The following is a 12,129-nucleotide window of genomic DNA, read 5'->3' on the forward strand; positions in this document are numbered from 1 at the left end:
TCGCCGATGGCGGGCAACCCCCACAGGGGGCGCCCACCCCGCGGGACGCCGGAAGCGGGCGGGCGGGTGGGAAACAGCCGACGAGGCTGCAGTCGCCGATGGCGGGTAACCCCCGCGGGGAGCGCCCACCCTGCGGGACGCTGGAAATGGGTGGGCGGGTGGGAAACAGCCGACGAGGCTGCAGTCGCCGATGGCGGGTAACCCCCGCGGGGGGCGGTCACCCTGCGGGACGCTGGAAACGGGCGGGCGGGTGGGAAAGGGACGGCCCCAGGGTCAGCGCACCGCGACCACCCTGAACCCCACCCCCACCCCCGCAAGCCGAGCGACCAACGCCTCGCCCATCGCCACCGCAGACGTCACCTGCCCCGCCACCTCCGGCACATCGTCGTACACCAGACACATCGCCGCCTCCGCGAGGATCTTCGCGGTCTCCCCGTACCCGGGATCCCCACCCGTCACCTCGGTGTACACGCGCCGCCCGCCCCCCTCCCCGACGAACCGCAGGGAGAACCAACTGGCGGCCCGCCGCGCGGCATCCGGCCCGTCGCCGGGCTTGACGAGCCCGGACAGCCACCGCCGCGCGGGGGCGACCTGCGCGGCGGCGAGGACCGCGCCGATCGCCGCGACCCCGCCGACGGCGACGGGCAGGGACTTCACGGCGGCGTAGTGCCGGTAGCGGAAGTCGGGCCCGTACCGCGGCAGGGCCCGCGCCGAGCGCTGCACGATCTGCGGGTCGATGGTCGGCAGCGGCAGCGCCCACGCGCCGACCTCACCGGCGTACCGCGGCCCGCTCGGCGGCGCGTACGCGGTGCGGCCGACGAGCCGCGGCTCGTGCCGCCGCCGCTCGCGCGCGGCGGCCACCATCTGCCGCCCGCGCGCGAACTGCTGCAGCGCGGAGGAGAACGTACCGCCGGAGAAGCGCCCGTTGGTGCGGACGAAGCCGTCGACGCGCAGCGGCACGTCCTCGGGCAGCTGCTTGACGGTGAAGTACACGCCGAGGTCGTGCGGCACGGAGTCGAACCCGCAGGCGTGCACGAGCCGCGCCCCGGTCTCCCGCGCGCGGGCGTCGTGCCGTACGTACATGAGGTCGACGAACTCGGGCTCTCCGGAGAGGTCGAGATAGTCCGTGCCGAGGTCGGCACAGGCGGCCACCAGGTCCTGCCCGTACGTGAGGTAGGGGCCGACGGTCGAGGCGACCACGCGCGCGTGGGCGGCCAGGTCCCGCAGGGACGCGGGGTCGCCGGCGTCGGCGTGCACCAGGGGGAGCGCGGCGCACCGCGGATGGTCCACGGAGAGCCGCTCCCGCAGCCGCTCCAGCTTGCCCGTGTCCCGCCCGGCGATCGCCCAGCGCAACGCGTCCGGCGCGTGCGCGGCGAGGTACTCGGCGGTCAGCACCCCCACGAAACTGGTCGCTCCGAAGAGCACGATGTCGTACGGACGGTCCTTGTCGTGACTGCTCATGGCGCCTCCGTGCCGTTGCCGTGCCGTTTCCGTGCCGTATCCATGCGGTTGACGGATCCCCGAGGCTAGCGCGCCCCCGATTCCGGGAATCGGCTAAGCGCTTGCTCGTCCAGGGCTTGTGCCCGGTGGAACACGTTCTTAGCATCATTGGCATCAGTGGTGTTACATCGGTTGTGTCATAGCGCTGGGGGCTCAATGGCAGTGCCGCGCAAAGGCGTTCACGGTCCGCTCGCCGGGGTGCGGGTGGTCGAACTCGCGGGCATCGGGCCCGGCCCGTTCGCCGCCATGCTCCTGGCCGACCTGGGCGCCGACGTCGTGCGCGTGGACCGCCCGGGCGGCCCCGGGCTCGCCATCGACCCGGCGTACGACGTGACGAACCGCAACAAGCGCAGCGTCGTCGTCGACCTCAAGGCCCGGGACGGCGCGGAGCGCGTGCTCGGTCTCGTCGAGCGGGCGGACGTCCTGGTCGAGGGGTACCGGCCCGGCGTCGCGGAGCGCCTCGGCGTCGGCCCCGAGGCCTGCCTGGCCCGCAACCCGAGGCTCGTCTACGGCCGCATGACAGGCTGGGGCCAACAGGGGCCGCTCGCGCAGCGCGCCGGGCACGACATCGCATACATCGCCCTCACCGGCACCCTCGGCATGATCGGCGCGCCGGACGGGCCGCCCGCGGTCCCCGCGAACCTCCTCGGTGACTACGCGGGTGGCTCCCTCTACCTCGTCGTCGGAGTCCTCGCCGCGCTGCACCACGCGCGCGAGCACGGCACCGGACAGGTCGTGGACGCCGCGATCGTGGACGGCGCCGCGCATCTGGCCGCGATGATCCACGGCATGGTCGCGGCGGGCGGCTGGCAGGACCGCAGGGGCGCCAACCTCCTCGACGGCGGCTGCCCGTTCTACGGCACGTACGCGACGTCCGACGGCGGCCACATGGCCGTCGGCGCCCTGGAGCAGCAGTTCTACGACGAGTTCATGGAGCTGATCGGCCTGAAGGAGCTCGCGCCCGCGCGGCACGACCTCGCGCGCTGGGACGAGCTGCGCGACGCCGTCGCCGCCCGCTTCGCGACCCGTACGCGCGACGAGTGGACGGCAGTCTTCGAAGGCTCGGACGCCTGTGTCGCGCCGGTCCTCTCGCTGCGCGAGGCCCCGCACCACCCGCACCTGGCCGCCCGGTCCACCTTCACCGACCACGGCGGCATCACCCAGCCCGCGCCCGCCCCGCGTTTCTCGGCGACCCCCACGGCGGTGCGCTCGGGGCCCGCACGGCCGGGCGCCGACACCGCGTCCGTGGCCCGCGACTGGGACGTACCCGCGCTCAGCGACACCGACGTGCCGGCGCCCGGCGGCGATGAGGCCCCCGCGCCCACCGACACCGACACCGACGCCCCCGCGCCCAGCGCCGACCCGAACGGCCCGAGCACCGCGACAGCAGCCCAGGAGACGTGATCCATGGCCATGGAACGGCAGATCTTCACCGCCGAGCACGACGCGTTCCGCGACACCGTCCGCACCTTCCTCGCCAAGGAGGTGGCGCCCCACCACGAGCAGTGGGAGAAGGACGGCATCGTCGCGCGGGACGCGTGGCGCGCGGCGGGCAAGCAGGGGCTGCTCGGCATCGCCGTGCCCGAGGAGTACGGAGGCGGAGGGAACGCCGACTTCCGCTATGCCGCCGTCCTCGCCGAGGAGTTCACCCGCGCCGGCGCGTCGGGCCTCGCCATCGGCCTGCACAACGACATCATCGGGCCCTACCTCACCTCGCTCGGCACCGACGAGCAGAAGCGGCGCTGGCTGCCGGGCTTCTGCGACGGCTCGCTGATCACCGCCATCGCCATGACGGAACCCGGCGCGGGCTCCGACCTCCAGGGCATCCGCACCACCGCCGAGGACCGGGGCGACCACTGGCTGCTCAACGGCTCCAAGACGTTCATCTCCAACGGCATCCTCGCCGACCTCGTCATCGTCGTCGCGAAGACGACGCCCGAGGGCGGCGCGCACGGCCTGTCCCTGCTCGTCGTCGAGCGGGACATGGCGGGCTTCGAGCGCGGCCGCAACCTCGACAAGATCGGCCAGAAGGCGCAGGACACCGCCGAGCTGTTCTTCCACGACGTGCGCGTGCCGAAGGAGAACCTGCTCGGCGAGCTCAACGGCGCTTTCGTGCACCTGATGACGAACCTCGCCCAGGAGCGCATGGCCATCGCCGTCGCCGGGATCGCCGCCGCCGAGCACCTCCTGGAGATCACCACGGCGTACGTCAAGGAGCGCGAGGCCTTCAACCGCCCCCTCGCCAAGCTCCAGCACATCCGCTTCGAGGTCGCCGAGATGGCCACGGAATGCGCCGTCACGCGGACGTTCCTCGACCGCTGCATCGTGGATCACTCGAACGGGGAACTCGACGCGGTGCACGCGTCGATGGCCAAGTGGTGGGCGACGGAGCTGCAGAAACGGGTCGCGGACCGGTGCCTGCAGCTGCACGGCGGCTACGGCTACATGACGGAGTACGCCGTCGCGAAGGCGTTCACCGACGGGCGCATCCAGACCATCTACGGCGGCACGACCGAGATCATGAAGGAGATCATCGGCCGGGCCCTCCTCGACTGACCCTCCCGAAAGGCTATTCAGTGAGCTCCGAAGCGTACGTATACGACGCGATCCGCACCCCGCGCGGCCGCGGCAAGGCGAACGGCGCCCTGCACGGCACCAAGCCGATCGACCTCGTCGTCGGCCTCCTGCACGAGATCCAGCGGCGCTCCCCGGGCCTTGACCCGGCGGCCATCGACGACATCGTGCTCGGCGTCGTCGGGCCCGTCGGCGACCAGGGCTCCGACATCGCCCGGATCTCCGCCGTCGCCGCCGGACTCCCGGACACGGTCGCGGGCGTCCAGGAGAACCGCTTCTGTGCCTCGGGCCTGGAGGCGGTCAACATGGCGGCGATGAAGGTCCGCTCCGGCTGGGAGGACCTCGTCCTCGCCGGCGGCGTCGAGTCCATGTCGCGGGTGCCGATGGCCTCCGACGGCGGCGCCTGGTTCAACGACCCGATGACCAACCTCGCCACCGGCTTCGTGCCGCAGGGCATCGGCGCCGACCTGATCGCCACCCTGGAGGGCTACTCGCGGCGCGACGTCGACGAGTTCGCCGCCCTGTCCCAGGAGCGCGCGGCCACGGCCTGGAAGGAGGGCCGCTTCGAGAAGTCCGTGATCCCCGTGAAGGACCGCAGCGGCCTCACCGTCCTCGACCACGACGAGCACATCAGGCCCGGCACCACCGCCGACACCCTGGCGAAGCTCAAGCCGTCCTTCAAGGACATCGGCGACCTGGGCGGCTTCGACGCGGTCGCGCTGCAGAAGTACCACTGGGTGGAGAAGATCGACCACGTCCACCACGCGGGCAACTCCTCCGGCATCGTCGACGGCGCCGCGCTCGTCGCCATCGGCAACAAGGAGGTCGGCGAGCGCTACGGCCTCACCCCGCGCGCCCGCATCGTCTCCGTCGCCGTCTCCGGCTCCGAGCCCACCATCATGCTCACCGGACCCGCGCCCGCGACCCGCAAGGCCCTCGCCAAGGCCGGTCTGACCATCGACGACATCGACCTGGTCGAGATCAACGAGGCCTTCGCCGCGGTCGTCCTGCGCTTCGTCAAGGACATGGGCCTCAGCCTGGACAAGGTCAACGTCAACGGCGGCGCGATTGCGTTGGGACATCCCCTTGGCGCGACCGGAGCGATGATCCTGGGCACGCTCGTCGACGAACTGGAGCGCAGGGACCTCCGGTACGGGCTGGCCACCCTGTGCGTGGGCGGTGGGATGGGCATCGCCACGATCGTGGAACGGCTGTAGCGCTTCGCGCCGTAGGGGTTTGGGGTGCGTCGCCGACCGCGGGTGCGTCGTGGTTGCTCGCGCAGTTCCCCGCGCCCCTGAGAGGCGCACTCCGTGCGCCCTCATGAGGCGCGGCGCAGCCGCATGCCTCAGGGGTGCGGGGCCGTGACACATGCGGCTCCGCCGCGCGGGCGCGACCAGCCCCCACCGGCGGTCAGACGGCCACGACTCCCCAGCCGCCCTCCCCAGATTCCGCCTGCCACAGACTTCACGGAGACACCGACATGACCGAAAGCACGACCATCCGCTGGGAACAGGACGACACCGGCGTCGTCACGCTCGTCCTCGACGACCCGAACCAGTCCGCGAACACCATGAACCAGGCGTTCAAGGACTCCATCGCCGCGATCGCCGACCGCGCCGAGGCCGAGAAGGACGCGATCCGCGGCATCATCTACGCCTCCGCCAAGAAGACCTTCTTCGCGGGCGGCGACCTCAAGGAAATGATCAAGCTCGGGCCCGAGGACGCCCAGCTGGCGTTCGAGACCGGCACGGCCATCAAGAACTCCCTGCGCCGCATCGAGACCCTCGGCAAGCCGGTCGTCGCCGCCATCAACGGCGCGGCCCTGGGCGGCGGCTACGAGATCTGTCTGGCCAGCCACCACCGCGTCGCCCTCGACGCGCCCGGCTCCAAGATCGGCCTGCCCGAGGTCACCCTCGGCCTGCTCCCCGCGGGCGGCGGCGTCACCCGCACCGTACGCCTGCTCGGCATCACGGACGCGCTGCTCAAGGTGCTGCTCCAGGGCACCCAGTACACCCCGCGGCGCGCCCTGGAGAACGGCCTCGTGCACGAGGTGGCCGCGACCGAGGAGGAGATGCTCGCCAAGGCCCGCGCCTTCATCGACGCCCACCCCGAGTCGCAGCAGCCCTGGGACGTGCCCGGCTACCGCATCCCGGGCGGCACCCCCCGCCCAGCCGAAGTTCGCCGCCAACCTGCCCGCGTTCCCCGCCAACCTGAAGAAGCAGCTGAACGGCGCCCCCTACCCGGCCCCGCGCAACATCCTCGCGGCCGCCGTCGAGGGCGCCCAGGTCGACTTCGAGAACGCGCTGACCATCGAGGCCCGGTACTTCACGGAGCTGGTCACGGGGCAGACCGCCAAGAACATGATCCAGGCGTTCTTCTTCGACCTCCAGGCCGTCAACGCGGGCCGCAGCAGGCCGGGGGGCGTCGAGCCGCGCCAGGTCACCAAGGTCGCCGTGCTCGGCGCCGGGATGATGGGCGCGGGCATCGCCTACTCCTGCGCCCGCGCCGGCATCGACGTCGTCCTCAAGGACGTGTCCGCCGAGGCCGCGGCCAAGGGCAAGGGCTACTCGGAGAAGCTGTGCGCCAAGGCCGTCGCGCGCGGCCGCACCACCCAGGACAAGGCCGACGCGCTGCTCGCCCGCATCACGCCGACCGCCGACCCGGCGGACCTCGCGGGCTGCGACGCCGTGATCGAGGCGGTCTTCGAGGACCCCGCGCTCAAGCACAAGGTGTTCCAGGAGATCCAGGACGTCGTCGCGCCGGACGCGCTGCTGTGCTCCAACACCTCGACGCTGCCGATCACCGTCCTCGCGGAGGGCGTCGCCCGGCCCGCCGACTTCATCGGCCTGCACTTCTTCTCGCCCGTCGACAAGATGCCGCTCGTCGAGATCATCAAGGGCGAGCGGACCGGCGAGGAGGCGCTCGCGCGCGCCTTCGACCTCGTACGCCAGATCAACAAGACCCCGATCGTCGTGAACGACTCGCGCGGCTTCTTCACCTCCCGCGTCATCGGGCACTTCATCAACGAGGGCGTCGCGATGGTCGGCGAGGGCATCGAGCCCGCGTCCGTCGAGCAGGCCGCCGCCCAGGCGGGCTACCCGGCGAAGGTCCTGTCCCTGATGGACGAGCTGACCCTGACGCTGCCCCGCAAGATCCGCAACGAGTCGAAGCGGGCGATCGAGGAGGCGGGCGGCACCTGGCCCGCACACCCGGCCGAGGCCGTCATCGACCGCATGGTCGACGAGTTCGGCCGCACCGGCCGCAGCGGCGGCGGGGGCTTCTACGACTACGGCGACGACGGCAAGCGCACGGGCCTGTGGCCGGGCCTGCGCGAGCACTTCGGCAAGCCGGGCCACATGGTCCCGTTCCGCGACATGCAGGAGCGGATGCTGTTCTCCGAAGCGCTCGACACCGTGCGCCTCCTTGAGGAGGGCGTCCTGACGTCGGTCGCCGACGCCAACATCGGCTCCATCCTCGGGATCGGCTTCCCGGGCTGGACGGGCGGCGTGCTCCAGTACATCAACGGCTACGAAGGGGGCCTGCCCGGCTTCGTGGCCCGCGCCCGCGAGCTCGCCGAGCGCTACGGAGAGCGGTTCACGCCGCCCGCGCTGCTCGTCGAGAAGGCGGAGCGCGGCGAGCGGTTCAGCGACGACTGACGGCGCCGGACGCGCCGCCGGGGGAGTGGCTCAGGTGTCCTTGAGCCACTCCCTCAGCTCTTCCTTCAGGGACCGCTGGAACGCGGTCACCAGCGCCTGCACCACCAGCGGCTGCATATGGGCCGAGAGCGACTTCATCGCCTTCAGCGCCGCCACGTGCTCGGGGTCCGCCGGGTCCGACTCCCGCTCGCGGTAGGGGCTCCAGACCTCGTCGCGGAAGAGCCGCGACAGCTCGTGCGCGGCCGAGCGCGAGTGCTCGAGCAGGACCGTGCGCGCGGCCAGGATCGTCTCGTGCGGGATCGGTACGTCGAGCAGCCGCACCCCGAGCCGCAGCAGACCGGGGTCCATCCGGCAGCGGTCCGCGTCGGCGTCGTACGCGACGACGCCCATCGCCGCGAGCCGCTCCACGTCCTGGTCCGACAGGGCGCGGCCCGCCCGGCGCTCCAGCTCCGCGCGGGAGACGTCCTCCGCCGAGTCCGGCGCCCAGGAGGCCACCACCGCGCGGTGGATGGCCAGGTCGTGCGCGCTCAGGTCGGGCGGCAGGCGCTCCAGGTACCGCTCGATCGCGGCGAGCGTCATGCCCTGGTCCTTGAGCTCCTCGATGAGGACGAGGCGGGAGAGGTGCGCAGGGCCGTAGTGGCCGACGCGGCGCGGGCCGATCACGGGCGGCGGCAGCAGGCCCTTGGTGCCGTAGAAGCGGATCGTGCGGACCGTGACGCCCGCGCGCGCGGCCAGTTCGTCGACCGTGAACGTCGCTTCGTCGGCGGATGCCTCCGTGTCCGTCGTCATGGCCTGCGTCGCCTCCCCGCGTCGTGCAGTAATGCGGTGCAACAGTATTGCTGTGCCACCGCCGCTGTGAAAGTCTCCGATCCCGTCACGCCACGTAGCCGATGACGAACCGACGGTGCGAACCGACGGTGCCAGGAGGCGGTTTCATGACCACGAACCTGCGTCTTCCCGGGAACCCGGCCGACCTCACGTTCCCCGCCCTGCTGCTGCGCAACGCCGAGGACCATCCCGAACTGCCCGCGCTGTCCTGGCGCGAGGGCGGTGCGACTCGGTGGACGACGCTGACCTGGAGCGAGGTGCGCCGCAAGGTCGCGGTCCTCGCGGCCGGATACGCGGCCCTCGGCGTCCGCCGCGGCGAGCACGTCCTGATGATGATGGGCAACCGCCCCGAGCACTGGCTGAGCGACCTCGCCCTGGTCCACATCGGCGCCGTGCCCGTCACGGTGTACGGCACGTCGGCGCCCGAGCAGGTCGCCCACATCGCCCGGCACAGCCGCGCCCGCTTCGCGATCGTCGAGGGCGAGCGCGAGATCGCCCGCTTCGAACCGCTCATCGACGACGCCACCACGCCCCTGGAACGCCTCGTGGTCGTCGACCCGGCGGCCGCGGGAGAGCACCGCACGTACGGCTCGCTGCACGCGACGGGCGCCCGCCTGCACCACCCCGACACGTTCGAGAAGGCCTGGCGCGAGAGCCGCGCCACGGACCTGCTGACCGTCGTCTACACCTCCGGCACCACCGGCGACCCCAAGGGCGTGTGCCTGACCCACCGGGGCGTCCTGCTCGACTCCATGGCCCTGGACGAGGTCACCGACTTCCCGCCGCACGTCGAGCACATCTGCTACCTGCCGTTCGCGCACATCGCGGAGCGCGTCCTCGGCATCTACCTGCCGTTGTTCCGGGCCTCGCCCGTGCACCTGTGCGCGGACCCGGCGCTGCTCGCCGCCACCGCGCGGGAGCTGCGCCCGCGGCAGTTCTTCGGCGTCCCGCGCGTGTGGGAGAAGCTCGCCGCGTCCTTCCGAACGGCGCTCGCCGGGCTGCCCGCGGAGCGGCGGAGCGCCGTGGCGGCCGCGAACGAGACGGCCCGGGCGCACGTCGCCTGCCGTGAGCGCGGCGAAGCGCCGCCCGCGGACCTCGACGCCGCCTACCGCGCCGCCAAGGAGCAGGTCCTGGACCCGCTGCTCAGGCTCGCCGGGCTCGACCGGCTCCTGTGGACGTCGAGCGCGGCGGCGCCGATGCCGGTGGACGTGGCGCGGTTCTGGGCCGGCTTCGGTGTGGTGATCATGGACGCGTGGGGTCTGACGGAGACCTCGGGCCCCGTCACGGCCAACGGCCCCGAGGCCTTCAGGGTCGGCTCGGTGGGCAAGCCGCTGCGGGGCATGGAGGTACGGGTCGCCGACGACGGCGAGATCCTGGTGCGGGGCCCCTTCGTGTGCGAGGGCTATCTGCGGGCCGACGGCGGCATCGACGACGTGCGGGGCGCGGACGGCTGGTTCGCGACCGGCGACGTGGGGCGGCTCGACGCGGACGGCTATCTGTGGATCACCGACCGCAAGAAGGAGCTCATCATCACGTCCACGGGCAAGAACGTGGCGCCCGCGCTCGTCGAGAACACCCTCAAGGAGCACCCGCTGATCGGCCAGGCCCTGGTCCACGGCGACGGCCGCTCGTACCTGGTGGCGCTGCTCGTCCTGGACCCGGAGACCACCGCGGCCTGGACGGCGGCGCGCGGCATCGAGGGCGACCCGACCGCGAGCCAGGAGGTCAGGGACGAGGTGGCCCGCGCCGTCGAGGCGGCCAACGCGCGCCTCAACCGCACCGAGCAGGTCAAGCGCCACCGGCTGCTCGGCGAGGAGTGGGGGCCGCAGACCGGGGAGCTCACGCCGTCCCTGAAGCTGCGGCGCCGGGTCATCACGGCCAAGTACCGGGACCTCATCGAGGAGCTGTACGCCGTATGACACAGGCCTGTACAGAAGCCTCCCACCATGTGAGAAGTACCGCTATGTGACGTGCGCCACCGCGTTATAAGCGATCTGTGAGGGAAGGTGTCGGGTCGGTCCGTGGTGCGTCAGGGGCACCACGGGCCGGAGCACATCCGGACCCCGGGAGCTCTTTCCGGGCACCACAGAGTGGACCTTCCACGTGAGCAACGACGCCGTAGACACGGCCGTGGACGCAGCGCGCGCCGCTGAGTCCCAGGCCCCCGCGGACGCGGGCGACGCCGGTTACAGCAAGGACCTCAAGGCCCGCCACGTCAACATGATCGCCATCGGTGGCGCGATCGGCACCGGCCTCTTCCTCGGGGCGGGTGGCCGCCTCCACTCGGCGGGCCCCGCGCTCGCTGTCGCGTACCTCGTGTGCGGCATCATCGCCTTCTTCGTCGTACGCGCCCTCGGCGAGATGGTCCTGTACCGCCCCTCGTCCGGCTCGTTCGTCAGTTACGCGCGTGAGTTCCTCGGCGAGAAGGGCGCCTACGTCGCCGGCTGGATGTACTTCCTCAACTGGTCGACGACGTGCATCGCCGACATCACGGCGATCGCGCTCTACACGCACTACTGGAGCTTCTTCACCGACATCCCGCAGTGGGTGCTCGCGCTCGTCGCCCTCGCGGTGGTGCTCGCGGTGAACCTGATCTCGGTGAAGTACTTCGGCGAGATGGAGTTCTGGTTCGCGATCATCAAGGTCGCGGCGCTCGTGGCGTTCATGTTCATCGGCATCTTCCTGGTGTCCACGCAGCACGACGTCGGCGGCGAGAAGCCCGGCCTGAACATGATCACCGACCACGGCGGCTTCCTGCCGAACGGCCTGATGCCGGTCGTGATCGTCCTCCAGGGCGTCGTCTTCGCGTACGCCTCCCTGGAGCTGGTCGGCGTCGCGGCGGGCGAGACCAAGGACCCGCACAAGATCGTGCCGCGCGCGGTGAACTCGATCATGTGGCGCGTGGGCCTGTTCTACGTCGGCTCGGTCGTGCTGCTCGCGCTGCTCCTGCCCGGCTCGGTGTACTCGGCCGACGAGAGCCCCTTCGTCACCGTGCTCTCCAAGATCGGCGTCTCGGGCGCCGGTGACGTGATGAACTTCGTCGTCCTCACGGCGGCCATGTCCTCGCTGAACTCCGGCCTGTACTCCACCGGCCGCATCCTGCGCTCGATGGCCATGGCGGGCTCGGCCCCGAAGTTCACGGCCAGGATGAACCGCAACCAGGTGCCCTACGGCGGCATCCTGCTCACCGCGTCGATCGGTGTGCTCGGCGTCGGCCTGAACCGCGTCGTGCCGGACCAGGCGTTCGAGATCGTCCTGAACGTCGCGTCGCTCGGCATCATCGGCACCTGGATCACGATCATGATCTGTCACCTGGCGTTCGTGAAGCGCGCCAACGAGGGCGCGTTCGAGCGGCCCAGCTTCCGGCTGCCCGGCAGCGGCATCACCGAGTACGTCACCATCGCGTTCCTCCTGGCCGTGCTCGGCCTGATGTGGAAGGACGCCGAGGTGGGCCGCAAGACGCTGTTCCTGATCCCGGTGGTCGCCGCGGCCCTCACCGTGGGCTGGTACTGCATCCGCCGCAAGGCCGACCGCGAGGCGGCCCAGCTCACGAAGTAGCAGGCCGGGGTAC

The 12,129-nt window shown here is 71.7% G+C and carries 7 protein-coding genes and 1 pseudogene; 6 read left to right on the top strand and 2 right to left on the bottom strand.

What is annotated here, in order from left to right; genetic code table 11:
• Nucleotides 1-273: 273 nt before the first annotated feature.
• Complete coding sequence (locus ACFWZ5_RS40895) at nucleotides 274-1,461, bottom strand: saccharopine dehydrogenase family protein (protein ID WP_384803161.1); 1,188 nt, start codon at nucleotides 1,459-1,461, stop codon at nucleotides 274-276.
• A 195-nt stretch (nucleotides 1,462-1,656) separates the two neighbouring features.
• Between ACFWZ5_RS40895 and ACFWZ5_RS40900 the strand changes: the two genes are divergently transcribed.
• The 4 genes and pseudogenes from ACFWZ5_RS40900 (at nucleotide 1,657) to ACFWZ5_RS40915 (ending at nucleotide 7,730) form a co-directional block, all read left to right on the top strand.
• Nucleotides 1,657-2,904, top strand: a complete 1,248-nt coding sequence (locus ACFWZ5_RS40900; protein WP_384803159.1) for a CaiB/BaiF CoA transferase family protein — start codon at nucleotides 1,657-1,659, stop codon at nucleotides 2,902-2,904.
• Between the two features lie 9 nt (nucleotides 2,905-2,913).
• The gene (locus ACFWZ5_RS40905; protein ID WP_384803164.1) at nucleotides 2,914-4,056 is read left to right on the top strand and encodes an acyl-CoA dehydrogenase family protein; all 1,143 of its coding nucleotides are present in this window, start codon (nucleotides 2,914-2,916) and stop codon (nucleotides 4,054-4,056) included.
• Nucleotides 4,057-4,076: 20 nt separating this feature from the next.
• Nucleotides 4,077-5,291 (top strand): acetyl-CoA C-acetyltransferase, encoded by a 1,215-nt coding sequence (locus ACFWZ5_RS40910; protein WP_384803156.1) that lies wholly within the window; start codon nucleotides 4,077-4,079, stop codon nucleotides 5,289-5,291.
• Nucleotides 5,292-5,554: 263 nt separating this feature from the next.
• Nucleotides 5,555-7,730: pseudogene (locus ACFWZ5_RS40915) on the top strand (3-hydroxyacyl-CoA dehydrogenase NAD-binding domain-containing protein).
• 30 nt (nucleotides 7,731-7,760) lie between these two features.
• On the opposite strand, the gene ACFWZ5_RS40920 reads toward ACFWZ5_RS40915, so the two are convergent.
• Nucleotides 7,761-8,519, bottom strand: a complete 759-nt coding sequence (locus ACFWZ5_RS40920; protein WP_384803153.1) for a MerR family transcriptional regulator — start codon at nucleotides 8,517-8,519, stop codon at nucleotides 7,761-7,763.
• A gap of 146 nt (nucleotides 8,520-8,665) precedes the next feature.
• Here ACFWZ5_RS40920 and ACFWZ5_RS40925 point away from each other — a divergent pair, with 146 nt between their 5' ends.
• Both ACFWZ5_RS40925 and ACFWZ5_RS40930 read left to right on the top strand, forming a co-directional pair.
• On the top strand, nucleotides 8,666-10,477 hold the full coding sequence (locus ACFWZ5_RS40925; protein WP_384803150.1) for an AMP-dependent synthetase/ligase: 1,812 nt from the start codon (nucleotides 8,666-8,668) through the stop codon (nucleotides 10,475-10,477).
• A gap of 184 nt (nucleotides 10,478-10,661) precedes the next feature.
• Nucleotides 10,662-12,116 carry an amino acid permease gene (locus ACFWZ5_RS40930; RefSeq protein ID WP_384803147.1) on the top strand — a complete coding sequence of 485 codons (1,455 nt, stop codon included), beginning with the start codon at nucleotides 10,662-10,664 and terminating at the stop codon, nucleotides 12,114-12,116.
• Nucleotides 12,117-12,129 lie beyond the last annotated feature (13 nt).

It is taken from the genome of Streptomyces sp. NPDC059003 (assembly GCF_042740445.1).
Lineage (GTDB): Bacteria > Actinomycetota > Actinomycetes > Streptomycetales > Streptomycetaceae > Streptomyces.

Excerpts from the sequence above, each read along its gene's own strand:
- ACFWZ5_RS40895 (WP_384803161.1), bottom strand. The coding sequence starts at position 1,461 with ATGAGCAGTCACGACAAGGACCGTCCGTACGACATCGTGCTCTTCGGA.
- ACFWZ5_RS40900 (WP_384803159.1), top strand. The coding sequence starts at position 1,657 with ATGGCAGTGCCGCGCAAAGGCGTTCACGGTCCGCTCGCCGGGGTGCGG.
- ACFWZ5_RS40905 (WP_384803164.1), top strand. The coding sequence starts at position 2,914 with ATGGAACGGCAGATCTTCACCGCCGAGCACGACGCGTTCCGCGACACC.
- ACFWZ5_RS40920 (WP_384803153.1), bottom strand. The coding sequence starts at position 8,519 with ATGACGACGGACACGGAGGCATCCGCCGACGAAGCGACGTTCACGGTC.
- ACFWZ5_RS40925 (WP_384803150.1), top strand. The coding sequence starts at position 8,666 with ATGACCACGAACCTGCGTCTTCCCGGGAACCCGGCCGACCTCACGTTC.